Annotated in this window: 23 protein-coding genes; 9 read left to right on the top strand and 14 right to left on the bottom strand. The window is 63.0% G+C overall.

The genetic code is table 11. The features are described 5' to 3' along the window. Nucleotides 1-35 precede the first annotated feature (35 nt). The 11 genes from MVA47_RS00705 to MVA47_RS00650 all read right to left on the bottom strand — a co-directional run bounded on the left by MVA47_RS00705 (nt 36) and on the right by MVA47_RS00650 (nt 10,303). The gene (locus tag MVA47_RS00705; protein ID WP_247206329.1) at nt 36-758 is read right to left on the bottom strand and encodes a hypothetical protein; all 723 of its coding nucleotides are present in this window, start codon (nt 756-758) and stop codon (nt 36-38) included. A gap of 91 nt (nt 759-849) precedes the next feature. Next, nucleotides 850-1,026: a hypothetical protein gene (locus MVA47_RS00700; protein ID WP_247206328.1), complete on the bottom strand. Its 177-nt coding sequence runs from the start codon at nt 1,024-1,026 to the stop codon at nt 850-852. A gap of 40 nt (nt 1,027-1,066) precedes the next feature. Beyond that, nucleotides 1,067-1,498 (bottom strand): hypothetical protein, encoded by a 432-nt coding sequence (locus tag MVA47_RS00695; RefSeq protein WP_247206327.1) that lies wholly within the window; start codon nt 1,496-1,498, stop codon nt 1,067-1,069. After that, entirely contained in the window at nt 1,495-3,015 is a 1,521-nt protein-coding gene (locus tag MVA47_RS00690) for a ParA family protein (RefSeq protein ID WP_247206326.1), read from the bottom strand. Before MVA47_RS00690 ends, MVA47_RS00695 begins: the two co-directional genes overlap by 4 nt. Nucleotides 3,016-3,064: 49 nt before the next feature. Then, nucleotides 3,065-3,709, bottom strand: coding sequence for a hypothetical protein (locus MVA47_RS00685; protein ID WP_247206325.1), 645 nt, complete (start codon nt 3,707-3,709; stop codon nt 3,065-3,067). Continuing rightward, nucleotides 3,706-5,298: a transglycosylase family protein gene (locus MVA47_RS26555; protein WP_281504551.1), complete on the bottom strand. Its 1,593-nt coding sequence runs from the start codon at nt 5,296-5,298 to the stop codon at nt 3,706-3,708. The genes MVA47_RS00685 and MVA47_RS26555 overlap by 4 nt, the downstream gene beginning before the upstream one ends. Beyond that, nucleotides 5,274-5,690, bottom strand: coding sequence for a M23 family metallopeptidase (locus MVA47_RS26550; protein WP_281504549.1), 417 nt, complete (start codon nt 5,688-5,690; stop codon nt 5,274-5,276). Before MVA47_RS26550 ends, MVA47_RS26555 begins: the two co-directional genes overlap by 25 nt. 123 nt (nt 5,691-5,813) lie before the next feature. After that, nucleotides 5,814-6,587: a hypothetical protein gene (locus MVA47_RS00665; RefSeq protein WP_247206324.1), complete on the bottom strand. Its 774-nt coding sequence runs from the start codon at nt 6,585-6,587 to the stop codon at nt 5,814-5,816. Between the two features lie 151 nt (nt 6,588-6,738). After that, nucleotides 6,739-8,100: a cutinase family protein gene (locus tag MVA47_RS00660; protein ID WP_247206323.1), complete on the bottom strand. Its 1,362-nt coding sequence runs from the start codon at nt 8,098-8,100 to the stop codon at nt 6,739-6,741. A gap of 156 nt (nt 8,101-8,256) precedes the next feature. Beyond that, entirely contained in the window at nt 8,257-8,823 is a 567-nt protein-coding gene (locus MVA47_RS00655; protein ID WP_247206322.1) for a hypothetical protein, read from the bottom strand. Nucleotides 8,824-9,100: 277 nt separating this feature from the next. After that, on the bottom strand, nt 9,101-10,303 hold the full coding sequence (locus tag MVA47_RS00650; RefSeq protein ID WP_247206321.1) for a hypothetical protein: 1,203 nt from the start codon (nt 10,301-10,303) through the stop codon (nt 9,101-9,103). A gap of 643 nt (nt 10,304-10,946) precedes the next feature. Here MVA47_RS00650 and MVA47_RS00645 point away from each other — a divergent pair. From MVA47_RS00645 to MVA47_RS00630, 4 genes are all read left to right on the top strand, one after another. After that, on the top strand, nt 10,947-11,207 hold the full coding sequence (locus MVA47_RS00645) for a helix-turn-helix domain-containing protein (RefSeq protein ID WP_247206320.1): 261 nt from the start codon (nt 10,947-10,949) through the stop codon (nt 11,205-11,207). Then, entirely contained in the window at nt 11,204-11,389 is a 186-nt protein-coding gene (locus MVA47_RS00640) for a helix-turn-helix transcriptional regulator (protein ID WP_247206319.1), read from the top strand. The genes MVA47_RS00645 and MVA47_RS00640 overlap by 4 nt, the downstream gene beginning before the upstream one ends. Nucleotides 11,390-11,599: 210 nt before the next feature. Continuing rightward, entirely contained in the window at nt 11,600-15,439 is a 3,840-nt protein-coding gene (locus MVA47_RS00635) for a hypothetical protein (RefSeq protein WP_247206318.1), read from the top strand. A 315-nt stretch (nt 15,440-15,754) separates the two neighbouring features. Further along, complete coding sequence (locus MVA47_RS00630) at nt 15,755-16,057, top strand: metalloregulator ArsR/SmtB family transcription factor (protein ID WP_281504572.1); 303 nt, start codon at nt 15,755-15,757, stop codon at nt 16,055-16,057. Nucleotides 16,058-16,777: 720 nt separating this feature from the next. Here MVA47_RS00630 and MVA47_RS00625 read toward each other — a convergent pair. Further along, entirely contained in the window at nt 16,778-17,215 is a 438-nt protein-coding gene (locus tag MVA47_RS00625; RefSeq protein ID WP_247206316.1) for a hypothetical protein, read from the bottom strand. A 282-nt stretch (nt 17,216-17,497) separates the two neighbouring features. Here MVA47_RS00625 and MVA47_RS00620 point away from each other — a divergent pair, with 282 nt between their 5' ends. The 4 genes from MVA47_RS00620 to MVA47_RS00605 all read left to right on the top strand — a co-directional run bounded on the left by MVA47_RS00620 (nt 17,498) and on the right by MVA47_RS00605 (nt 22,266). Further along, the gene (locus tag MVA47_RS00620; protein WP_247206315.1) at nt 17,498-17,794 is read left to right on the top strand and encodes a hypothetical protein; all 297 of its coding nucleotides are present in this window, start codon (nt 17,498-17,500) and stop codon (nt 17,792-17,794) included. Between the two features lie 672 nt (nt 17,795-18,466). Next, nucleotides 18,467-19,261 (top strand): ParA family protein, encoded by a 795-nt coding sequence (locus MVA47_RS00615; protein WP_247206360.1) that lies wholly within the window; start codon nt 18,467-18,469, stop codon nt 19,259-19,261. A 1,374-nt stretch (nt 19,262-20,635) separates the two neighbouring features. Continuing rightward, the gene (locus MVA47_RS00610; protein WP_247206314.1) at nt 20,636-20,896 is read left to right on the top strand and encodes a hypothetical protein; all 261 of its coding nucleotides are present in this window, start codon (nt 20,636-20,638) and stop codon (nt 20,894-20,896) included. 617 nt (nt 20,897-21,513) lie between these two features. Next, nucleotides 21,514-22,266, top strand: a complete 753-nt coding sequence (locus tag MVA47_RS00605) for a glycoside hydrolase family 16 protein (protein ID WP_247206313.1) — start codon at nt 21,514-21,516, stop codon at nt 22,264-22,266. Nucleotides 22,267-22,328: 62 nt separating this feature from the next. Here the strand turns inward: MVA47_RS00605 and MVA47_RS00600 are convergent, their stop codons facing one another. Together MVA47_RS00600 and MVA47_RS00595 are read right to left on the bottom strand one after the other, a co-directional pair. After that, complete coding sequence (locus tag MVA47_RS00600) at nt 22,329-24,170, bottom strand: acyl-CoA dehydrogenase (RefSeq protein WP_247206312.1); 1,842 nt, start codon at nt 24,168-24,170, stop codon at nt 22,329-22,331. A 144-nt stretch (nt 24,171-24,314) separates the two neighbouring features. Continuing rightward, entirely contained in the window at nt 24,315-24,521 is a 207-nt protein-coding gene (locus MVA47_RS00595) for a helix-turn-helix domain-containing protein (protein ID WP_247206311.1), read from the bottom strand. Between the two features lie 855 nt (nt 24,522-25,376). Between MVA47_RS00595 and MVA47_RS00590 the strand changes: the two genes are divergently transcribed. Further along, nucleotides 25,377-25,748, top strand: coding sequence for a hypothetical protein (locus MVA47_RS00590; RefSeq protein WP_247206310.1), 372 nt, complete (start codon nt 25,377-25,379; stop codon nt 25,746-25,748). The last annotated feature ends 164 nt before the right edge of the window (nt 25,749-25,912 follow it).

Raw genomic sequence — 25,912 nt, 5'->3', positions numbered from 1 at the left:
CTGGTCCTCATGGGTTTCTCCTGTAACCGGGCGACTTAGTCGACGTAGAAGCTGTAGTAGCCGTTGGTCGCCTTCTGCGCGAGCGGTGAATCGGCGGCCGGGAACGTCGTGTCAGCCGGGTTGGGCCCTGGAGCAAACTTCCAGTCGACCGCTTTCCAATCGGAACCGCTCCACGACATCGTGACCGTCGAGGTCGACCAGATCGTCTGCACGCCAACCTTGCCCGCGTCACCGACCTTCGACTGGCCGGTATCGACCTGCCACACACTCACCACGGCCTTGTCGGGCGAAAACTCAGGCACCGTCGTCAGAACCGGGATCGTTGCGTAGACGTTTTCACTCTCACCCCGCCCGCTGATCTGATCCATCACCTCGAGGAGGGCCGGGGTCGCGCTCGTGCCGACCGACTGCTCACGCAGCTTCTCCCCGGAGATGCGCCCCTGATTGGCTTGAGTCATCGCTTGCACGAAGTTCACGCCGGCGGTGGTGACGCCGACCTTGTCCCGGGTGTACCCGGACGGGATGCCGTCGGTAATCGATTGCGGGCCATGCGCTGAGCCGATCCCCTGCGTCGAGTTCTTCTCGGCTTTACCGGAATCACCGCCGTCATCACCGCCGCACGCCGCAGCGAGAACAAGGATCAGGACCACGATGACCAGCAATGCCCCGCCGCCGATCCACCACGGCGTACGGGACCGTGTGGGGGCACCGCCCCCTGCGGCCGAAGGCGTGCCGACTCGGCTGTAGTCGCGGGCCATCACCGCACACCCCCGATTGGGCTGCGCGAGTCGCTCGGTAGGTTCTTGCCAATCATGCTGTGCTCCTTGTTTGTTAGGACGTTGGGCGGTGCTAGAGGATGACGGTGAGCAGGATGATTAGCAGCGTGATCACCAGGGCTGGCGCGACAAAGAACACGATGAATCGGGTTCGGCGGAGCTTGTGGCGGTCGCGGCCGGCTCGTGGGGGGATGGGGGCAGCGCCGGGGTTGATGGGCCGGCGAGCGCGGGGGCTGGGAGAAGATGTCATGTCAATGTCCTTTTCTGTGAGCGGGATTGGCGCTTTGGGTTTAGCCGGAGACGGCGAACAGGACGCCGCCGATGACGATGGAGGACCCGGCGCACGCGCCGAACCCAATCACGGCGTCCATGAAGGAGGCTTTGGCCTCGACCTGTTGTCCGGCCATACCGCGCCGGTTGGCCATGGCCATCTTCACCGAGGCGGCGATGACCCAGATGGTGCAGACGGCCAGGCACGCGGCCCAGAACGCTGCCATGAGCCGCCGCCAGGTGTCCCCGACACCGGTACCCCACAGAGAGAAGTCGGGGGTAATGCCGTCGAGTGGGTTCCACGTCGCGGCCAGAACGACGGCGTCGCCCGGGGCCTCAGCGCCGGCGATACCAGCGCTGGTCAGCCAGGCCAGGGCTGCGACACCGACGATGGTTGCGGCACGAATACTGTTACGTCGCAACCGGCTCGTGGTGTTGTTGCTGGTGGTCATGAGTTACCTCCTTGTGGTGGATACGAAGTGATCGGTTGGTGGGGGTTGTGGTGGCTAGTGCCGGGTGGTGGTGGTGGCCCAAGCGGGCCGTATGGCTGGCTGCCGGGGGTCCACTGCGGGGCGGCGGCCATCTGCTGCACATGGCCCATCGGCGCGGCCGAGGGCAGTGGGCCGGTGTAGCTGGCCGGGCGGGTGATCGAGTGCGGTACCGCCCCGGCGGTGTACTCGATAGGTGCCGTCGCCCGCACCTGGGACAGTTGATCGGCGATTTCAGCTGCTACCCGGGTGTACGCGATGTGGGTGGGCGCGGAGAGCTGGGCTTCCGCGATCCGGGTACCTGAACCTTCGAACAGCGGCTCATACGGAACGTCGATGATTCGAGTGATCCCCATGTCATTGAGGTCGGTGATGATGGCGTCCCGGTCGGCCGGGTCAGCGCTGCCGGGGGTGGCGGCGAGCGCCACGACCGCGCCGGTGACCAGGTCCGGTCGACCGTGCCGACTGCGTAGGCCGTCGAGCATTTCCAGGACCGCCCGTGCGGCGTCGCGGCGGTAGGTCATCGGGATCACGAGCTGGTGGGCATTGTGGGCGGTCCACTGCCAGTTTTCCGAGAGGTCTTCGCCGGCGGTGTCGACGAACACGCCGTGGCGGTGCCGACGCAGCACGGCGGCCACCGCATCGCATTCGGCGGTGCCGATGGCTTTGTCACGCTTGGACGAACTGTCCGAGGCCAGGACGTCGACCATGGTGATCGGCTGGCGGCGCAGGTACGCCCCCAGCGCCCCGGCCTGCGCGTTCGGCCCGGCGAGCTCACTGGCGTGCTCGAGGAGATCCCACACGTGCAGCTGCTCGCCGGGTGTGGTGGCTTCGGCCCGGTCAGCCAGGGTGCCTTTGGATTCGGTGTTGTCCCATGCCACCACGCCGGCGCCACGGAACAGTCCGAAGATGTAGGACACCATCAAGGTTGTCGGTGTTTTCCCCTGCCCGCCTTTGGGGTTGGCGATCATCACCACGAACCACGGCGGCAACACAGCCCGGGAAATCAACTCGACGTCGTAGCGGTAGTCGATTTCGGCGGGTTCGGGGCGCAGCTTCATTCCGAGGGTCGCATTGATCCGCCCTCGCCGGCCCCACTCGGCCGGGTCGGTCTCGATACCCGGGTTCGCGGCGAGCAGCTCGGCGCGCAGCACCTGCTGTCGGTAGTCCTCGTCGACGACAGCCGGTGCGGTCGCGCGGACCGGTGGACCGAGCAAGACGGTGGGGGCGTCGCCTGGTCCGACCGGCGCGGGCCGCACCACTTCGATTTTCGCCGCTTCGGTCGGGTCGGCGCCCGGATCGTCCGCGACGGCCTCAGTCGTCACAGACGCCGTGTCAGTGGCGTCGTCGGTGGTGTCGTCGTCGGGTTCTGGTTCGGGTGGGCGGCGGCGCAGTGTTTGTGCGCGCAGGTTCACTGGTGTTTCGGCGTCGTACGGGCTGCCGACGCTCGATTGCGGGTAGGCGTTGCTTGAAAAGCTCATACGGTCCTCCTTCGAGGTTGCGTCCGGGGCAGGGACAGGTCGGTGGTGGTCATCGTTGGGCGAGTTGACTCACCTCCCAGATCGGTCCGTTGCGCACGCAGATCACCCAGGCCGAGGTGGTCACCGGTGCGCCGACTTGCTCGCCGTCGGGGGTGCGCGCGATCTGGGTGACCTCGTAGACGTAGTACTTGCGATCGGGCGTTTGCGGTGCGCCCTGGTCGGGCATCAGCCGGATCGTGGGCGTGACCACCGCGTCCTGCTCGGCCCAGGTGAGCCATTGCCCGCCAGGACTGTTCGAGCCGGTGGCGAACAAACTGTCGGCGAACTTCTTGGTCAGCAACGAGGCCGCGCGAGCGGTCGCGTCGTTGGGGCCGCGGTCGGTGGCGGTGTCCCAGGAAAACCAGATCTGCACCGCGGTTTTGGAGACTGCATCGGGATTGGACCGGTCGAGCTCGGCGGCCGCGTCGGGCAGGGCGGAGCTGGGTGTGGCGGCGGTGGGCTCGATGGTGCGCGGTGGGTCGTTCGGATCCCACTGCTGGGCTTGCGCTGGCGTGCGCGTGGTCGTCGTCGCGGTGGGTTCGCCGTCTTCGCTGGAACAACCCGCCATCAGGCTGGCGGTGATAGCGAACGCGACCGCCGCGACCGTCAGCCGGGCAGTAGCCGATCGGCGGGTGGGTGTGTGGGTGGTGGTCATCCGAACCTCCGTGCGTCGATGCCGTCGCCGAGGTTCGACAACGGGGAGACCTTGACGACGTCTCCTGATTGGGGGGCTTCGACCATCTGGCCGTTGCCGATGTACATGGCCACGTGCTGGGGGTTGCCGCCGCCGGGGAATACCACGTCGCCGGGTTGTAAGGCGTTGATGGGGACGGGTTTTCCGCGCGGGTCGTTGAGCTGGTTGACGGTGTAGTGGTCCAGCAGGATCTTTTGATCGGAGGCTTGGGCGATCGCGTAGATCATCAGTCCCGAGCAGTCGAAACCGATCTTGTTGAAGTCTCCGAAACTGTCGGCGACACCGCCGTCACCGACGCCTTTGCTCGGGCCGTGTGCGTTGCCGCCGCCCCAGGCGTAGGTGGTGCCGCGCCACTTCATCGCCGCGGCGACCGCACGCTGCCCGAACGGGCCACCGCGGGGCAGGTCAGCGCTGCCGGGGTTGGGTGCGGCGAACTTGGCCGCGGCGTTCGCGGGGATGTTGCGGACGTAGTTGCGGGTCTCTTGGTTGTCGCAGACCCCGCCTTGGGCTTGGGTGGCGCCGGGCCCGCAGTTGTACATCGACAACCACAATTCGGTCAGGTCACCGGTGAGTTTTCCTTGTTGCAGATCGGCTTTCGCGATCTGCGCCAGCTCGCAGTCATAGGCGGCCTGCGACATCACCGCATCAGCGACGTTACGGGTTTCGCGGCGGCCGTCGCCGTCGCCGTCGACTGCCTTGGCTTCCCACGTGCCCGGTATGAACTGGGTGGGTCCGTCTGCCCCCGAACCCTCGTTGTGGGCGTTGACGTTGAAGTTTGATTCGTTCTCGATCTGCGCTGCGATCAGCGGTGCGGTGACCTCAGGGCAGGTGGTGGCGGCCTTGATGATCCACGGCTCGAACTCGGCGGGAACCGATCCTGGTTTGAGTCCTTCGCCCAGACCGCCGGCGGGGGCGCATCCAGCGCCGGGAGCTGGTGCGTGTGCTGCGGCCAGCTCGACGGTGGCCGATTCGGGTGTGGACGCGGCCGCGTCGACGAATGTGCCGTCGGGTGCGGGCTTTTTGTCGGTGACACCAGCTTCTTTGCTGGTGACCGGCCAGGCACCCCACCCTTGGGTTGTGAGGACCCGGTTCGCGACCTCCATCTGCTCACCGGCAGTGGCAGCGTTGGCCGTGGGCGCGAACTCGCCCCCACCGTTACCGGTCCAGGTTTGCGGGTTGAATTGCAGCCCACCGAAGTAGCCGTTGCCGGTGTCGATGGCCCAGTCGCCGCCGGACTCGAGCTTGGCGACTTTCTCCCAGTCGGCGACCGACACCACGGCCGGATCGGAGACGTGCTCGACCGGTGGTGGTCCGCGGGGTGCGCCCGGATCTGCCGACGGGTCACTGGCCGGGGCTCCCGGCTCGCCGGCACCCGACAGCCACGGCATGGGGTCGACAGCTGTGCCGGCACCGTCGGGTAGACGGCCGCCGTTCCACACCTCAAAGTGCAGGTGGGGGCCGGTGGAGCCGCCTTCAGAACCCACCGTGGCGATCTGTTGGCCCGAGGAGACCTGGTCGCCCTTTTTCACCGTGAACGAACTGCCGGGCATGTGGCCGTACACGTTCGAGTACTTTTGCCGTCGGCGTCGAAGTCGATGATGATCCAGTAGCCGAAGCCGCCGGCGGGGCCGGCTTCGGCGACCGTTCCGCTCATTGCCGCATAGATCGGTGTACCGAGCGGGGCAGCGAAATCCACGCCCTGATGCATCGTTCCCCACCGTGGCCCGAATGGGGAACTGAACTGGTAGGTGTCTTTTTTCATGGGCAGCACTTTGGTGCCCGGGCCGTGGACGGTTGGGCCTTGGGCGGCGACCTGAGGCAGGCAATCGGTGGGTGGTTCGGGGTTGTCCGAGCCGAACCCGACGAACATGATCGCCGCTACAAGCAGCCCGACGACACCAGCCAACGACAGCTTCTTGGTGGTGCCAGCTGATTGTGCCATCGGGTCTACCTCCTCAGTTTGGTTGCATTACTTCGCTTTTCACGCGCCCGGCCAGGACAAGCAAAAAGAGGAACAGGGGTGCGCGCCCGGAGCGCGCACGGTGAGTGTCAGATCAGCTGCACATCACCCGCCCAGTGCTTCGCGGAAGAAGTCATAGAGCCAGTCCAGGGCGGTTTTGCCGTCGATAATGAGCTTGTCGTACTGGCCGTGCGCATTGGAGGCGTAGAACGTGGCAGCGGTGAGGCCTTCCCCGGCGAGCTTGGAAAGATCCTGTGCGCCTTGGGAAGAGACCAGCTGGGTCAGCGACCCGAACATGCCGGCCATGTCCTGGCCCTGGCTGGCCGTGGCCAGTGCTTGCTGCTGCGGGGTGGCCCCGGCGCCCAGGAGATCCGGGGACATCTTCGCGCCCGGTTCGAGCACACCTAAGGCCACCGACGCCAGATCCAAGGCGATCGGGAGTAGCTGGGTCAGGGCCATCAGGTTGTGCGATTCGAGGACCTGCCAAGCCACTTCTTGGAGCTGGCCGACGTTGCGGGCTAGGCGCACGATGTCGAGGTTGCCCAACAGGCCCAGGACCACCGACGCGATCTGGGTGGTCCCCGACGGGTCGGGAATCAGCGCCACGAGTTTGGCGGCGGTCTTGAAATCGATCTGGGCGGCCATCGTCACCCACGGTGAGAGCTGGTTGTTCAAGTCGCCGGCCGTCTTGTGGGCCCCGGGGATGTCGCCGGTGAAAATCTGCTGCGGCAGCCGTTGCAGACCCGCCACGATGCCCCGGTAATCAGTGCTGGTCACCGCAGTCACCACGTTGAGGCCTTGCCCGATCAGCACCTCCGGTTTGAGGCCACCGAGCACGGTGGACGCCGACGTCAACGCGGTCTTGTCGGCCGAGTTCAACGGCGCGACCTGGGCAACCAATTGGGCGGCCGAAGCGCCCAGTGCGGCGTAATCCGGGGCGGCAGCGCTGGTTTGGGGTGTTGTGGGGAGTGCACCGGTGCCGGCCGGCGCACTCCCTCCCCTGCCCCTGCGGGGACCGTCGGTGAGACCGTCACGGACTCACCGGGCGGAACAGCCGTCGTGTCGCCGCCGACTGAGAGGGGGAGGACGGCGACGACACGGCGGTCGTGGACGTCGTCGACGCGGTACCGCTCGAGGGGGTTGGCGTCGTCGACGACGAAGTTGTGGTGGTGGGTGCGGTGGTCGTGGTCGGGCTTGTGGGGGCAAGGTCATCTGATGGGGCAGTCGTTGCCGGGGTGGTGAGCGGGGCGGTAGGGCTCGAACCGAGCGCTTGAGAGAGCGAGGACGCGATGGAGCTCGTGGTCGACAAGATCGCCGGCATGTCCATGGAGTTGAACGTCGAGAGCAGCGAGTTCGCTTGCGCGGCAGGAGTGCCGGGCTGGGCGTTGCTCAGGTACTTCTCGGCGCCGGGGGTCTGCTGGACCCATTGCTGGGTGTCTGCGACCGCGGTGAATGTCTCTAGGAGCTGGCCGGCCAACGACGCCAGCGAGGCGATCTGGCTGGCTTGCCCGCCCGAGGCCGGCGCGGGCTGACCCTGCAACTGGGCGAGTTGGTCGTTGAGCGCGGTCGCGGTCGACACGGTGCCTGGCACATCAGTGCGTGAGTAGTCACTGGTCAGTGCTTGTGCATCCAGCGTGCTCGTCGTACTGCCCGTCGCCGGGGTGGTGCTGGTCGTGGTGTCGGCGACTGTGGTTGTGGTGGGTGCGGTTTCACCGTTGCCCGCTGATCCGAGAACCTGCCCTAGTCCGGCAATAAGGGAGTGTTCGGAGGAATTGGTGGAGCAGTACAAGTCGCCCGGCGCGCAGACCTGACGGACCTTGTCGGCGAGCTTCCCGAAACCGCCGGGACGGATGCCGGCGATGCCCTTGCCGGTCGGGGCAGGCCCGGCGACCGGTGCGTTGCCTTGTTTGGGGTCGGCGACCAGGCCGACCGCGTCGACCTTGTCCGGGTCGACGGGGCCTTGTCCGTTGCCGATCTGCCAGGCCACATCGCCGGCGACATCGGCTCCCTGGGAGTATCCTCCGAGCACGTTCTGCGATTCGGGGCACAGTTCGATCAGTCCGCGAAGGCGTTGCACGCCATCGGCTTCGGAGCTGGCGTAGGTTTCGCCTTTGTCGAACGCTGACGCTGAATAGTTCGGGTACACCACCGTGATTTGGGAGCCGTAGGACTTTTCGAGTTCGGTACCGACTTTGCCGAGCAGCCCGGCCGGTTTGGACGGGTCTGCGGTCGCGGTGGTTTCCCACGTCCCGGGCACCAGATACGCCATGTACGGGGTGCAGTTTGAGGGTTGGGCGGCGCTGGCGGTGGCGGGCACGGTGGCCACCACCGTCAGTGTTGTCGACAGGGTCGCCAACCCGGCTATCACTGGCCGCATCTTCAATCGGCTCATCAACGTCCCTACCGCCTAGACTGTGGGACGCCGGTCGGCGTCCACTTCGTGTGGATGAACATCGGCAACCCGCGGCCTGGGAGCGCCACTCGACGCCAATCTGAACCGCTCCCAGGCCGCCCTACGTGCAGCAGGACTTATGTGTGTGACCACTGGTCACTCCCCTATCGACACGTTCGTTGGAATACCGGTGATGACCGTGCGGCCATCGCGGATACCGGTCTCGATCACCTGAAACGTCAGGTTCGGTGCGGCCGAATTGGGTAGGAACTCAGCCAATCTGACCTCGTACACACCGCCACCGGTGTCGGTGATCTCCAAGCAGTGGGTGGTCCCGGCCGGCATCGCGTCCACGGCCCGTTGGATCGTGGGTGCATCGGCAACGAGTGCGGCATCGGGCGCCACGACTGCGCGGGCCTTCTCCCCCGACCGCAGCACGTAGTAGCCGTAATCGAACGCCTTGATGGCGTCGACACCGTTGCTGGTGCCCCCGGCATCTCGGCCCCACGACACCTTGCCCACCGTGGCCGTCGGGCAATCGGGATTGGTGACCGACGGCGGCGGTGCCGGTTCCGGCGATGGAATCGTCGACCAGTTCGCCTGATCGGCCGCAGGTAGATCCACATTCGGTGGATCCGACCGCAGAAACGACAGGGACGAAGTCAGCAGCATCGCGCCACCGGCCACCACGATGACCAGGACCACGACCGCGGCCACCACCACGACCGAGCCCCGCCCCCGACGCCGGGACGGACTGCTCGGGCTCGGTCGACGGGCCGCGGCCGAGGGCGCCGTCCTTGATCCGCGAGAGGGTGCCGAGGTGGCCATCGGCGTGGCCGAGGCCGGGCGGGCGCTGGGGCGTTGCCAGCCCCGTCGACCGCCACGCATCTGCCGTGCTTGTGGTGCCGGCGCCGCCGGCATACCGCCAGATCGGGGTCGCTGCCCCACCGAGGGGCGGCGACTGGCGGAGTATCGCGTCGCTGCCATCGCTGAACCGGGCTCAGCTCACAGCAGGAGTGGCAGCCGGAATCAGCTGCGGGAACTCCACGCGCACACCGGGAATGACCTTCTCGATCTGCGTACTGACCTGCGCAGTCACATCAGCGACGGTGTCGCGGGCGGTCTGCGCTAAGAACCCAGCCGCCTGATACGGAGCGTCGGCCTGCTCAGCGGACCACTCCAACGGCACGCTCACCGGACCGACATTCACGTTGCCGCTGACATCACCGTGGGCGTTGACGACGTAGTTGACGGTTCCGTTGCCGGGCAGGCCCTCAGCGTTGAGCTCGAACTGATTCGCGTCCGGGTTCGGCGGCTCAGGCTTGCTCAACTCGCTTTCGGGGGTGCCCGGCCCGGTAGGCGTATCTCCATTCGCGCCTGGATCGCCAGCACCGAATATCCAGCCCAGGGCACCGCCGGTCACACCACCGAGCGTGAGCGCCAGGGCGAGGCCGGTGGCCGCGCCAGCAGCAGCACCGCCGCCCGCGCCGACCAGCGGGGCGATCGGGGGAACCGGGGTGAACGGTGCCACAGCGGCGCCGATACCCAGCCCGGCCAGTGCGCCGATCAGCGTCGCCGGCGGGACGAACAGGACAGTCGCAATCAGCATTCCCGTTCCCGCGCCCACGGCCATCGCTGCGGCCTGCCGCGAGGCCACATCAGCAGGTACTCCCACCGAGATCAACGCGCGAGCGAACTCCGATTCACCGTAGGCAGACCAACGGTTGATCGAGCGGGTGTCGGCATCGGAGAGCACACCTTGCGGGGCGGTGATGTTGCCGACCCGGACGTTGCCTGGCTTCGGCAGAATCGGCCGGACCGGCTTAGTCGGCACGGGTGCATGGATCGGTCCCTGCGGGACCGGGCTGTAGATCGTCGAATACGACGGCGGCGCTTGGTAATAGGACGGATCGTAGGACGAGTCCTCAGGGGTGCCCTCGTACACCGGCGGAGCACTAAATACCGGATCCGGGATAGATCCCGGCCCATCATCAAACACCGGGGCCACAGGTTCCGCCGGTGCCGGCGGAGCAGCGGTCACACCACCCTGACCAGGACCACCCGACGGCGGGACACTCACACCGCCCTGACCACCGGGCTCGGCGAACGCACCGCCGGCAGCAGCGGTGCCGCAACTGATCACTGCAGCCGTGGCGATCGCGGCCGCGATCACCCGCCGCGACGCCAACGACGTGGCCTCCATCGAACGGGTAAGGGTGTTCTCACGCGGTGGCAATGCGTGACGGGGGTGTGAACGGTATGAGATGGCAAGGCATTTCCTTTCGAGATCAACAAAATGGGGGACTTAGGTGGAGATCCGGTGGGGGCAGATCGTCCGCGCAGCGTGACGTTTAGAAGGGCTGCCGTTTGCGGGTCATCGCATGACCCAGCGGACAAGTAGGCCCCGGGCGCAGGCCTTTTGGGCGACTGGTGCAGACATAACCGACCGGCTGGGCCGGACATCCGACCACCGGCATCGCTGCCGGGTCGCCCTGGTGGTCGACGAGTACTGGGCCGCTGGTTGGGGGAACACCAGCAGGTAGAGCGTGAGGTGCGACGGGAGAAGCCATCTTTACCTTCAGGGGTTTGTACGTGGTGCGAACCGCCTACCCTTGAAGGGTTAGTAGTCCGCTGGATTTCGGGTTACTGACATTCCCCCGGTCCGAGCGTGTCCAGGACGCCAATCTCAAACGCGCTCGGACCGGGTTCTCGCTGCCCTACTTCGGACGTGTCTTTTGACTAGAACGACGATCAAAGCCGCACAGCGTGTGCGCACAGTATGCCCGCACACTGTGACGTCTCGCAAGTACCTTAGGAAGATGCGTAGTCGTGTACGGGGCGAAAGCGTGACGAAGCGCAGCATGCGCGGTTTCAACCGCGAGGCCCTGACGGCTGCGCGCGAGGCCAAGCAGTGGAGCCTGGCTCGGCTCGCCCGCGAAGCCGAGATCGGGTTGAGCACCATCCGGTCCTGGGAGACCGGTGCCAGAGCGCCCGAGCCCGACAATCTGGCGAAGGCTGCCGCTGCGCTGGGTGTGTCGATGGACGCTTTGATCAGCCCCGCCCCGGCGGACCGACGCTGGCAGATTTGCGAATCCTGGTGGGCTTGACGCAGCCGCAGCTGGGCCTGCGCACCGGTCTGAGTACAACGAGCATCGGTGCTCTCGAACGCGCTGAGATCCGACTGACCGATGAGCGGGCGCGGCGTATCGCCGAAGCTCTGCAGCTCACGGTGGCACAAGTTAACGACGCCTACCGTGCTGCTCGCGAGCGGGCCGACGACGTCCCTTAGCTGGACGCTGCGGTCCAACGTTCTTGTAGTGCGAGTTCCCAACGGTTCTTCGTCCCCCATGCGCCTCTGTCTTGCGATTGATAGGAGGTTCTCAGCTATGTGGGGAACGCCTCAACCGAATGGGCCGTCTTACTAGGGATACGCGCTGTTCAGAGTGGGTAGCGTAGGTCTACGTTCCGTAGCCCCATGGGGAGTTGAAGGGGGCAATTTATGCCGATTCCACAGTTTTCTGCGGACCTTGCACGGCTGTACGAGGCCGCCGGGAGTCCCCCGGTCGCAAGCTTGGTGAAGCGCCTTCGGGAGCGTCTCAAAGTCACCGGAAGTAGAGAGTTCATCCCGTCCGGGCTGGCGGCACGAATCGCCGAGTGGAAGACCGCGACTACTCCGCGCAAGTACACGGCCATCCATCAACATTTGATTCAGCTCCTGCTCGCCGACGCTCGCGAACGCGGCACCCTCGTTGAGGGCGTCCTGGGCGTCCTGTCACGAGAGAGTGACTACCGCAGGAGCTGGGAGCAGACGATCCATGAGGGCGCGACTGTTGAGGGCACCGTGGACCGCTGCCCCTACCGGGGTCTGCAGTCCTACACACCCGAGGATGTAGCGCTGTTTTTTGGACGCAAGAATGCGGTCGAAGAACTGGTGGTCAAGGCACGCCACGCTGCCACCCATGGCGGCCTCGTCATGGTGGTGGGAGCGTCAGGTGCCGGTAAGTCATCGCTTCTGGGCGCCGGCCTGGTGCCAGCGCTAGGACACCCATGGCTTCATCTGACGCCTGGCACAGACCCGGTCAAAGCTCTGCAAATTCAGTTGGGATCTCCGCTGACGGCGTCCACGGCGAATCAGGTGCTCCGAACGTGGGCGAAGGACCGCCAGACCGATGACGTCACGATCGTCATCGACCAGGCCGAAGAGTTGTTCACCATGTGCACCGACAGCGACGGCCGCGACGAGTTCATGGCCATCTTGTCCGCGCTGACAACCGCAGACAGCGCGGGCCCGCAGCTTGTGGTGGCGATGGGCGTTCGCGCCGACTACGTCGGCTCTTTCTTGGACTACCCGATTGGTGAGACTGCCCTCCAGGAGCACGCCTTGATGCTCGGCCCGATGCGCCGCGACGATCTGCGTGAGGCAATCACCGCGCCGGCCCGGCAAGTGGGTCTACGCCTCGAATCGGGGCTTGAAGAATTGATGGTCAACGAGCTCTGCGGCGTCGGCAGCGTTAGTTACGACGCCGGCGCGCTACCCATGCTGTCGTACGCGCTAGCTGAGACCTGGGGTGAGCGGGAAGGAACCAAACTGACGCTGGCCGGCTACCACCGAGTCGGTGGTGTGACGGGCGCCCTGGCGGCTACCGCCGAGCGCACCTGGGCTGACCTCAACGAATCTCAGCAGGAAGCGGCCCGCCGCCTGCTGCTGCGCCTGGTCAACGTCGGTGATGGCCGGGTTCCCGATACCCGGCGCATCCGGGAACGAGCTGAACTGGTCGACCAGGACATTCAACGCGACGACGAGCAGTCGGCTCTCGACTCCCTCGCTGATGCCCGACTGATCACCGTCGACGCCTCCACCGTCGCACTCACCCACGAGATTCTGCTGACCAGATGGCCTCGCCTACGTCAATGGATCGACCAAGACCGCACGGGCCTCCTTGCGCGGCAACGTCTTGAACGTGACGCCACGGAGTGGAGTGGTCACGATGACGAGCTATATACCGGCGAACGCCTCGAAGCAGCCGAGCAAAGTGCAGCAGCCCACACCGATGAGCTGTCAGCGCAGGCAAGAGGATTCCTCGAGCTATCCCGTCAACACGAACGACAAAAACGGTGGCGGCGGCTGGCTCTGCGGGCGGCCGCGGCTGCGGCCGTGGTCGCCATCGTCGTTGCCGCTGTCAGCTACAAAGTCCAAGCCGACAACGCCGACACCGCGCGAGCGACCGCCGAACTGGGGCAGATTCTCGCGGCCGCCGATCGCTACCAGATCAGCGACCCGACGCTGTCCGCTCATCTCCTACTAGCTGCGCACCAACGCGATTCGGACAACAAGTCGATCTACACCCGGCTACTGGCAACGCAGAACGCGCCGCTGGCATCGGAACTGCATGGGGCTAAAGGCGAGCTCTACTCCATCGCCATTAGTCCAGACGGACGCACACTGAGCGCCGCCAGCAAGAGCAACAGCGTGCCCATGTGGGACATCAGCGACCCCGCACGTCCGCGAGAAATGCCGCCGCTGCTGGGGCACCAGTCCTTCGTCACCTCGGTTGTCTACTCCCCCGACGGTCGACTCATGGCAACTACCAGTGACGACAAAACCACCCGACTATGGGATCTGAAAAACGGAACTCCCAAGCTCCTCACCATCCTGCGTGGCCATGAAGGGACTGTCGTCTACGGCGAGTTCGCCCCGGACGGTAAAACGCTGGCGACAGTGTCCTACGACCGCACTGTCCGCCTTTGGGACGTCAGCACACCCTCACGCGCTCAAGAGCGTGGCGTGCTGACTGGATCCGAAGGTCCAATCCGAACCCTGGCGTGGTCACCCGACGGACGCACACTCGCCACCGGCGGCAACGACATGAAGATCCGGCTGTGGGACGTGCCGAATCTACGGGCGCTGGGTACGCCACTGACCAGGCAAACGAACACCATTCACGCACTGGCGTGGTCAAAAGACGGACGAAAGCTTCTGTCCGGAAGTGATGACAACACCGCCCAGATGTGGAACACCACCGACCCGAACACCCCCACACCGATGGGGCTACCTTTCGGTGGGCACACTGGCGCGCTCTGGTCGGTCGCCTTCTCCCCCGACGGGACCAAGGCCAGCACTGCCAGCGTGGATGGCACCGCCAAAATCTGGTCTCTCGCCGATCCGGCCCGACCGACCCAAGTCGGAACGACACTCGATGGTGCCTCTGGCCAGCTATTTACCGCCGCCTGGACGCCAGACGGGCAATACCTCGCGACTGGAGCGATCGATGGCGTTGTTCGACTGTGGAGTCTGCCGGCCACAACGCTGACAGGCCACGGAGCTATGACGATTCCCGCAGCCAGCGCCGATAACCGCATGATGATCTCCGGGTCGTACGACGGTGTCGTTCAGCTCTGGGACATCAGCGAGCCGACCAAGCCCAAAGAACTAGACCGCATCATCGAGCCGGCGAAAGTTCTGAGCACCACGATGAGCGCTGACGGTACCCGCGCCGTGACTGCCCTCGCCAATGGTGACGTCATCGTCCGAGAGATCGCAGATTCACAACTCATCACGCGTGCCACGTTCAATGCGCCGATACAATTCGTTGCAGGAGTTGTGATTGCGCCCGATGGCCAATGGATGGCTGCAACAAGCACGGACCACTCAGTAGCCCTCTGGGACCTTAAGGACATCACTCGGCCAGCGCAGAAGGTCTCTTTTGAGCCCAGCGGGAACTACTGGGTGACTCAGCTGGTCATCTCCCCCGATGGCCGCCAGCTCGCAGTGGCACAAGCCAACGGCGATGTAACGATCTGGCGAACAGACGATTTGGCGTCCCCCACACTCGCGGTACGAGGGAACCTCAGCCAAATGGCGGTCAACTCGCTGGCTTTTTCGGGCACCGGCATATTGGCCACCGCCGACGACAACAACATCCGACTGTGGAAGTCGGACGGTGGCACCCTCAAGCAAATTGCCATTGCTACCGGACACGCCCGCACCATCCGCAGCGTCTACTTCGAGGGCGACGGAAAACGATTGATCTCCGGTGGCGACGGCCAAGAGGTCCTGCTCTGGGATACCTCGGACCCCTCCGAGGTGAAGCAGATAGGGACGAATCTGACTGTGCAAGGGCCAGGCCACCGAATCGCCGGCTTGACTAACAATGGCAGCGCCTTCGTCATCGGCGGTGATAACGGGTTCCTACAGACAGCCACCACAGACGCCGACGCGGCTGCGCGCCGCATCTGCGCCTACAGCAGGGACTACCTCACACCAGAACGGTGGTCAGGGCTCGGTCTCGACTCACTCCCCTACTCCCGCGTATGCACGCCGGCGGGAAGACCGACATAACCGAACGTCTGAGAAAGCGGTTTGTTCAACGTTTTTGGTCATCGCCGACAATGTCGGCTGGACTAAAGTCCTGCTTCGGCAGCGGCGGATTCCAAATAAGTGTTCGTCGCGCGATTTCTGCTCGAGCTGCAGTCCTGTGCATCATGCAGTTCTTGCAGTCGCACGTCGTCTCCACGCGCTCGTTGAGCTCAGCGTCAGACAACGTGAGGTAACCCAAGCTCCGCTCATGCATGTCGGCAATTATGCATCCAAGGCGGGCGACCACACCCGGTCGGTCCGAAGCAGGAGCTGTACCGTTCGCCCGTGAAGACCTCCATGCAGCGGGACCTGCTGGTCAAGTTCGGGCACGCACTCTCTGACCCAACGCGAACAGAGATCCTGATGAGGTTGCGGTCCGGTCCTGGATACCCGACCGAGCTTGCTGAATCGCTCGGGGCAACCCGGGCGACGGTGTCGAACCACCTCGCCGAGCTGCGTAGTAGCGGACTGGTCGATGTTCTCCGCGAGGGCCGCCGCAACAGATATGAGCTAGCAGATCGACGCCTTGGCCCGCTTCTCGACGACGTCACCGGGCTCATGCTGACAGTCGGTCCCTTGTCCATCCGCACGGACAGCTAAACGTGACGCCCTGAGCGAATCTGATCCTGATCCAGTTTGTGCGGTGTGTCGCGCTGGCATCGACCGACGTTTGAGGCAACATGAGCCCCGGCGTCCTGGAGTTTTAGCTCCTGCGGCAAATGAAAGGGGTTAGCTCATGCCACAGCGCAGCAAGGGCGATCGCGATCACGTTACTGTCCGGCCACCCAAAGAACTTGGTGTGAAAGAGATTGCAGAGAAAGCGGGGTACACCACAAGCCAGTTTGTCTCTGACTTCCTCGCACTCGCGCTCGGTCGCCCGGAGCTAGTGGAGGGCCCAAACCGCACAAAAGGCCAGGCCACTTCGCTTCCTGGCATGCCCACCGAACAAGAACTGCGGACAGCACTCGCTGACCTGCTGGCGCGCCAGGAACTCTCCGATGAGAGGCAGGTAGCGCCAGCGGCCTAGCCAGGGCAGTGAGCCCCCCATAACTGCAAAGAAAAAGCTCCCCGGCTGCAACCGAAGAGCTTTTTCGAAGTATTGGGCGACGAGTTACCAGCTCGCCGCCCGAGATCCCCGAAGGGACTGTCTGGATGGACAGGTCTCAGGGTACAGCGCTGTCTTCTGCGCTGGCAATCCCTGCACATCACGTGTCGGATACGAAATCCGGCCTTTCGTTCATTCCTCGGCCGTACTGCGGCGCGAGCCTAACTCGACCGCGCCGCGGGCGCAGCACTACAGCGTCGGCTCGCCTGCGCAAACTAGGCTGTTTCGGCCTGCAGGCAATTGCCCTTGACCTGGGCGACTACGCCCACGCCGGTGTTGCGTGTTGGAACCGCGACGATCACTGGATCACCTGGGCTGTTCCGATGGCGTATGCGCAGCATTACCGCCGGATCCTGCCCCAGCTCGGCGGTCCCAAAAACGGCATCTCTCTTGCTGTATTGACCAAGATCGCCGCCGCCCATGCAGTCCATGCCGACTACAGGACCGGACGTAACTGCCGGCCGAGCGTCGATCGAGTCGCCCAGATCAGCGGATACGCCGAACGCACAGTCCAGCGAGCCCGACTGGTACTCCGACTCATCGGAGTAGCCACCGAGGTCGTCCGCGGCCGCCAACGCACTCTTGATGAGAGGCTCGCGTCCTACCGCGTTGGTGATCGCGGCCGTGGCTGGACCTCGGTGTACGCGTTGCACAGCCCCCAGGTTGTGGATAAACGCGCAGGTAATACCTCTGCGGCACCCCACCCCGAAGGGCGCCCTTTAGGGCGCTCACCTCTCGTATCCAACTACTCACTAACACCGACCAGCAAAGCTGGAGAGTCCAAAGGCCGCGCTGCGCGCGACCGAGCTGATACTCGGCGGCGTATGCGAGCCCGCAAACCTGACCTGAAAGGCATGGTCCTGGCCTCACGATGGCGCCAGAACGCTCAAACGCCGCGGTGGGCGCACCGGTACACCCCCGCAGCCTGGTCACACGTGTTGGCCAAACCAGCCGCCCACGGCTGGACCGACCGAGATCTCAACCAGATGTTGCGAGACCACACCCTGGCCGGAAACGGGAAATGGATCGCCACCAGCCCGCAGCGCCCCATCCTGCTTCTCGCCGGCATCCTCAACCAGCACGGCGAGCTCGACAACCGACCGGCTGCGCTCGACGACGCCCGCGAAGAAGAGGCCCGCCAGCAACGAATTGCTGTCCGCGCATGCCACCGCTGCGACGCCCACGGATGGCAACTCCCCTATTCCGATGCCGCCGTACGTTGCACACATTGACAGAACATTCCCTGGGCAAGAATGCCCTGCGGGCCCTACTCCGTGGTCACGGGTGATGGGGTTCTTAGTCGGGCCAGCTGGTCGGCTGGCTACTCAGTCGATGGCTGAACCCTTCACTCACCGATGGGGCCCGTGACGCGCAGCCAGTCCGCACGAGGGGCTTCCTCCGGCTTCTGCTCATGTGACCGCGATGTTTTCCCACCCGTCCCAGGTGTTGTCGTGCGCATGGTGCGCTATGCATGCGTGGCATGCACTGCGTGCTGTCCGTATGAGGCTGACAACGCACTGCACGCATGTCCCGCATTGCTCGCGCTACGTGCGCGCGTCGCAGTCACTGCACCGCCCGCTAGCTGCGCGATGCACGCGTAACGTGCACGCCTTGCGTTTGCCGCACTGCTCGCGGGTTATGCATTGCACGCTTGACGTGCATGCATTAGTTGCAACGCACGGTATGCGGTGCGAGCACCGCGTGCACGCGCCAGGGCGGAGCCGGTAGCGCGTCTCGCAGCAATCCGCGTCACCGCCACGCCGCGTTGGCCAGCGTAAACGACCCCAGTAGACGACCGACGGCGTGTCGTGCAGCGTATGCATGCTTCGCACCGCTAGCATTGCACGCATGACACGCATGCGGAACGTGCAAACTCGAAAGGCGGGGGACCTATGACGTTAGAAATGCAGCCGCGACGACTGGCCTTGGCAAATCAGAAGGGCGGCGCCGGAAAGACTGCAACGACTCTCGGACTCGCGAGCGCAATCGCAGCCCGGGGAGGGGACGTGCTCGTAGTCGATATCGACCAACAGGGCAACGCGACAAAGGGGACGGGAATAGTCGCTACGGAAGACCTAGTGACTACCGCAGACCTGATGAGTCGCGCGGAGACGGGCGCGCTGGAACGAGCCATTATTCCAACACCATGGGACGGTGTGGACTTGGTCCCCTCTGACATCAGCCTGGGCAACATCGAGTCGGATGGCAGCAATGATCTCGTGTTTCGGCTGGACATGGCTTTCGAGGGAGTGGATCTATCCGCGTATGACGCTGTTCTCTTCGACTGCCCTCCGTCACTCGGCAAGGTGCTCTTCTCCGCCCTTATTGCGGCTGACGGCGTCATTGCCGTCACTGAGCCGACCATCGACAGTGTCGAGGGTGTGCAAAACCTCATTACAACCTTGGAAGGCGTACGCCGGCGACCCAACCCACGGTTAGTACTAGACAAGATCGTTATCGGTCGCCGCCGGAACACAGGTGAGCACATTGCACGCGAGGCAGAGCTGCGGAACGCGTATGGAGACACGGTCGCTCGCACGATGATTCCCGAGTTAGCCGCGCGCCAGGATGCACACAGTGAGCGGAAGAAGATCCACGACTTCCGTGGCGGCCGGGCTGTTGCTTTACAGGTCGCCTATGACGACCTGCTCGACGAACTGAATCTGACCTCATCACGGGTACAAGAGAAGGGAGCTTAGGAATGGCTGTCAACCGAGAACCTGCAATACGGCGGGCCCATCCGTCGGAGGTGCTACCCGAAAGGCCGAGGCTCAGCGCTTCGACACCGACGCCTACCGTCCCTTCGTCGGATAAGCAGGTTCCGGCGCCACCCCTACCGACGCAGCTGGTAGGGGAGAAGCTAAGTGAGACACACAATTCGCGTATACGACCATCGACGAAGGATCGGCTTCGTCGTGCGGTTGACAAGCTGCGCTACGACACGGGGGATCGCAGCATAAGCGAAGCGTCTTTAACCGATGCGGCCATCGACCGGTACCTACAGGGCCTGGGACTCTAATCTTGCTATGTTGCATGCACGCCGTGCATGCAACGCATGCCAGCCAGCAACGTTAGCCACGACGTATCTTCGCAGGGCACCGCTGAAGTTCGGTCTTGTAGATCTAGCGGGCAGTCCGGCCCTCCTCTGAGTGAGGTGGCTTTTCGTCGGCCCCTGAGCGGCGCAGCACGCGGTCGGACGCAAGCTATGACGCCGCCCAGAATGTTCGTCAGCTCCGGTCCGGCGGGGTTGGGAATGCCAGCGATATTGGGGAGACCTCGCTCTGCGCTCGGCTTCGATACCGGCTGACCTGGTAATTATCTGGCTCGACGCCGAATCGTCAACATGAGATCCATGCCGCGATCTGCTGACACCAGTGCAGCCAGTTGTTGACCTCATGTGACGCTACCGCCGGTCAACTGCTGATGTCCTAGTGCGCTTCTAACAATCGCTTTGCTAGTCATCGTGTTTGGGTTAGTCACATCCTACCGTCGCGAAAAAACGTGCGCTAAATCCATTTAGCGCAGGATAATAGTCGTCCTGCCTGCGTGAATGTCGGTTCGGAACCCCGTAAGGCGGTGGCTGAGAGGGTGCCACTGTGGCGAATGCGCTGGATACAGGCGTTTTTGACACGACCAAATCGGTGGGGTCGCGCCCGTCCTGTGTCGCTGGCGCGTTTACGACGACTGCTGGCGCCGATGCTTAGCACACGGCAATGATGTGGATGGCTGAGATCGGGGTGCGATCGCCGTTGCGGGAGAGGTGGTGGCTGTGGTCGGGCGGCGGGTCCGTACTGGTGCGGTGTTGCTTGGGCGAGCGGAGAAAAAGTAGGTGCGGTGCTGGTGCCACTACATTCTTGCTGAATCGGATTCGACGAGCCGCTCGAGTCTCGATCCTCTTTCTCACTTCACTTAGACGGCGCTCGTTCGGGGTGGAAGCCTCAAATCAGGAACAGGCGGCACCCAGGGTGTGCCCTGGACGGACCGCCGCCACCACAGGCAATCCGTCGGGTCAGGAAAGCGTCGGTGATGGCGCGGCGGCAACAGTCAGTTGCCGTGTCGAGAAGACTAGCTATGTGATTGACGCCCTAGGTATTTCATCAATTCTGAGCGTGACAATCACTTCAGAGACGAAGTTCCGGACTTGCCATTGGTTGAGCCATACTGCAGGTGTGTGGTGGTGGATTGGCTTCGGGCTGTGTCTGTGGGTGGTGGTCTCGGTTGCCGCTGCTGTCATTGTTTCCCGAGTGATTAGCCATGCCGACCTTGAAGAGGAAGCGGTAGAACTGCGCCGTGATGAACACGGTAAGCGTCGCCGTGGCGTGTTTCGTCGTTAGATGAAGTAGGTTTGGTCATTCCCGTCGCCGTTTTTACAAGTCAGGATGCGAAGCTGCTACCGCACGGTCGGGAGCCCGTTCTCTATGCGTCGTGGAGCGACTCGGAGAGCGGCCACGGCATGCTGCATCAGGCGGTGAGTGACACCCGGGGTGAGTTTTGCCGCGTACCCAGAACACGGGCACAGAGCACAGTCGCTCCCTCGCCGGTAGTGCAGGTGGGCGACGTCCGAGTGATCGCAGTCGCTGCAGCATTCCGCCATTAGGCGAGCGTACGCGCTACACGGTGGTGACATGGCCGCGCGCGCAGTCTTTAATATGTTGGAGTTTCCCAGGCACTTCGAACTCAATAGTGGACGGTAGCTTGGGGCTATGCCTTGTGCGTGCAGTGATCGAGCGTCGGACCTTCCCGTCGGCAGCTGTGAGACTTCAAAGTCTCTCGGACTCGTTGAGCCGCAGTCGTGAAAGGCACGTCAGCGGTGAGGTACGGAGTTGCGCTCGTTCTTTCGGCGACTGGGTTAGTGAGCTGTACTGGTGAGCCACAACAGCCCTCACCGCCAGTCTCGACCAGCTGTCGCTCAGACTTGAAACCAAGTGGACAGCCGGTACCCGCCGAAGGTATGCCAGGCTGGGTGTTGCGCTTTACCGATGACTTCGACCGCTGCGAGCTTGGCGCTTACTGGGGTGACTACAGCGGTCAACCCGGAGGTAACCCGTACAGCGATTGGGATCCGGCAATGGTGCAAGTGACCGGCGGGGTCCTTGAGTTACGCGCCGAGCAGAGCGATGACGGGTGGGTGACCGGTGGCGTGTCGAACCATCCGATTGCTCAACAGTATGGACGGTGGGAGGTGCGGATGCGCGCCGAACAGAGCGCTGACATCTCATACCACATGCTGCTTTGGCCCAAGGACGAAGTGTGGCCGCCAGAGATTGATTTCGCCGAAAGTGTCAGTGCCACAAGGTCAAAGATGTCGGCGTTCCTCCACTGGGTAGATGCAGCGGGCCAGAATGCCAAAGACACCGCGGGCATTGCTGGCGACTTCACGCAATGGCACACCGTGGGGGTCGAGTGGGGGCCGAACATCATCCGATATCTGCTGGACGGGCAGGTCTGGGCCGAAGCGCATTCCGAGGTCATGGTTCCTGATGTCCCGATGTGGTTGGGCATGCAGGCTGAGGCTGGCGCGTGCGAGCGGAGACGTGATTGGGGGATGCCGCTCTGTTCTGACACCGATGACTTTCGTCCCCAGGCCACCGCGGTTCTGATCGACTGGGTAGCGGTCTATACACCGGACATGGTCGCCTTAGCGGACATGCAAGCGGCGGGCATGTTCAACCCGCAGCTAGATGCTGCACAGCTGTCTGAATAGTGTAATTGCCACGCATCTCGCCGCCCCCTGACGGTGCGGCCCACTCTTTTCAACGCTTCGGACTAGAAGGAGGCTTCGTCGAGCTCCATCACGTCGTTGTCGATGTTCTCGATGATGCCGCGTGCGGCGGTCAGTTCGGGCAGGACGTTCTTGGCGAAGAAGCTGGCGACGCCGATCTTGCCGTTGTAGAACGCGGTGTCTGCTTCGGATGCACCGTTGTCGAGTGCGGCGAGAGCGACCTCGGCCTGGCGCAGCAGCAGCCAGCCGATCATGAGGTCACCGACGGCCATGAGGAAGCGAACGCTGCCCAGTCCGACCTTGTACAGCTCGGTCGGCTGCTCCTGGGCTCCCATCAGGAAGCCCGTGAGGGTGGCGGCCATGCCCTGGACGTCGTCGAGTGCGGTCTTGAGCAGAGCGCGCTCGGCCTTGAGCCGGCCGTTACCCGCTTCGGACTCGATGAACGAGCTGATCTGTCCGGCGACGTGGGCCAGTGCCTGGCCTTTGTCGCGGATGATCTTGCGGAAGAAGAAGTCCTGCGCCTGGATGGCGGTGGTGCCTTCGTAGAGCGAGTCGATCTTCGCGTCGCGGATGTACTGCTCGATCGGGTAGTCCTGCAGGAAGCCGGAGCCACCGAGGGTCTGCAGCGATCCGATGAGCTGCTCGGATGCCTTCTCGGAGCCCACGCCCTTGACGATCGGCAGCAGGAGGTCGTTGACGCGGAATGCCATCTCTTTGTCGGCACCCGAGACGAGCTGTGCGGCAACCACGTCCTGGTGCGATGCGGTGTAGAGGTACACCGCGCGCAGGCCTTCGGAGTAGGCCTTCTGCAGCATCAGTGATCGGCGAACATCAGGGTGGTGCGTGATGGCCACCCGCGGTGCGGCCTTGTCGGTCATCTGGGTCATGTCGGCGCCCTGGATACGCTCCTTGGCGTATTCGAGTGCGTTCAGGTAACCGGTGGACAGAGTCGCGATTGCCTTGGTGCCGACCATCATTCGTGCGTGCTCGATGACGTCGAACATCTGCGCGATGCCGTCGTGCACCTCGCCGACGAGCCAGCCCTTGGCGGGGACGCCGTGCTGACCGAAGGTCAGCTCACAGGTGGCCGATACCTTGAGGCCCATCTTGTGCTCGACGTTGGTGACGTAGACGCCGTTGCGCTCGCCCAGCTCGCCGGTCTCGTGGTCGAAGTGGAACTTGGGCACGAAGAACAGTGAGAGTCCCTTAGTGCCGGGCCGTGCGCCCTCGGGGCGGGCCAGCACCAGGTGGATGATGTTCTCGGTCATGTCCTGGTCGGCGGAGGTGATGAAGCGCTTCACACCGTCGATGTGCCAGGTGCCATCGTCCTGCTTGACGGCCTTGGTGCGGGCGGCGCCGACATCGGAACCGGCGTCGGGCTCGGTCAGCACCATGGTGGCGCCCCAGCCGCGCTCGGAGCTGATGGCAGCCCACTTCTTCTGCTCTTCGGTGCCGTTGTTGTAGAAGATGTTGGAGAAGCCGGCGCCGGCGGCGTACATGAACGTGGCCGGGTTGGCGCCGAGGATCAGTTCGCCGATGGCCCAGTACAGCGACCGCGGGGTCGGCAGGCCGCCGAGTTCTTCGTCGATGCCGAGCTTGTCCCAGCCGCCGTCGGTCAGGGCCTTGTACGACTTCTTGAAGGCCTCGGGAACGGTGACCGAGTGGGTCTCGGGATCAAAGACCGGTGGGTTGCGGTCGGACTCGGTGAACGAGTCGGCCAGCGGGCCTTGTGCGAGGTTGTTCACCTCCCGCAGCATGTCGATGGCGGTCTCGCGATCGAGATCGCCGAACTCACCACTCGCGAGGACCTCATCGAGCTTCAACATCTCGAAGAGGTTGAACTGGAGGTCGCGGAGATTGCTCTTGTAATGGGTAGAACTCAGCATGGTGCGTTCGCTTCTTTAATGAGTGTCCGTGCACGGCATCAGCATTGACACCGAATTGGCATCAGGCACCAACCATCGGCGGGCTCTCAGCGCGACAGGGAGCCGCTCGCCTGGGCGAACGGCACGGCGGGTGTGGTCAGGCTCCTAGTAGGGCGCGTTCTGCTGGTGAAGTGTGCGTGTCCACCGCGCCCGGTAACCGACCGAGGTTTTTCTGACCAAGCCCAGGTCCTGGAGACGCGAGAGGGCGGTGTTGATGGTCGCTCGTGACAGGTTGGCGATTCTGGCGTCAAGCTCTTTGACAAGCAAGCCGTGGCCGGCGTCATCGAGTTCGTTGAGGAGCGGATCACACATCGTGTATGTATAAGGAGGACAAGTCATAGCTTATGTACAGCGGGAGCAGCACCTGAAACACTCGCGCTTCATAGCATGGCGCCATTTCGCTCCCAGGACTCCAGCAAGGTGTTTTGCCGTGTTGCGCGCGCCCCTCTGCAACTCTTTCCTGTTTCCACTGATGATAAGTTACTGGTATTCACAACACCAACAGCAAGCTTTCTGGTGACTGTCGCGGCAGGGCGTTAAGGCCTCAATGCTCTTTTCCATGTTGAAGCCTGGTAACAGCGTTCAACGAACTGGAGCTCATCCGCAATATCTGCAGCAGCCTCAGCTATGCTTTTGATATACAAATGAAAGCTAACGCGTCCCACTTACGTATTATGCGCTTTCGCTAACAAAATGGTAAAAAACCCAATTTAAAATGAACTATAACATTGAAAATTCTATAACCTTCATGTTTTTTTTTTATTATCATGGTCCAGGCTGTGGCGTAATATTCTTACTTTAAAATATAAAAACCCAACACTTTTTTCTTTAACTTGACTTGATAATCAAGTTTCAAATCTCATCCATCACCCAACTGGTGCCATTAGCAACTGAATTTGCTGTTCAAAACATCCCATATTAGCATCACACAAAATACACGTCTCCTCCTGCTGCAGATAAATAATAGATACAGTTTTGAAATATTCTGACATCAACATTCAAACTTAAAATTTCTAATATATGCATGTTTTTTAATTAATAATTCACACCCCCAGGTGTTCTCAAACCACTGTAAAATTCTTTTCTTTGGCTGTTTTCATTTCTCTTTCTCACTGAAAAATCTCTAAACATTCAAATGGTGACTAACATCGTCTGTCTTGCTGTGTTGTGGCAGTGCTGGAAAAAAAAGTTTTTTTTGATATTGGAATGATCAACAACTCGAACATGACATTTGTCGTGATTAATATGGAATCGCGCGGCGAGCGGAGGCAAATCCTCATCTATGCCGGCATCCAGCCTTCCGTGAAACAGTTCGCGACTCCGTTCGCGGCTGGGATGATGACGGTGATTCGAGGGGTTTTCGTCGTGTTCAACGGGAGGCTGACGACTTTGCGGTCATTGGCTGATGTGCCCATGAGTATCTTTCTCTACTGTTCGTGGGCATGCCTAGAACGCGGCCGCCAACGCGGGACGAGCTTGGTGGGTGGTGGTGTGACGGGCGTTGTCACTGTCTACGTTGACGAATCCCCTACGGGGTAAAAGCAATCCATCGGTACTAGACGAAGGGCGTATCGTGCGGGCGCCGTATGGCGTTACCTCTTTCGGGGAAAACTCCCGACTGTGACCCATATCACTGTTCGAGATGGCAGTCGACAATTACGAGTTAGATTGTCACCTGCGAAAAGTGCCTTGTCCACACGAAG

Source organism: Williamsia sp. DF01-3, from assembly GCF_023051145.1.
GTDB lineage: Bacteria > Actinomycetota > Actinomycetes > Mycobacteriales > Mycobacteriaceae > Williamsia.
This window is presented reverse-complemented; position numbering and strand designations above follow the sequence as displayed.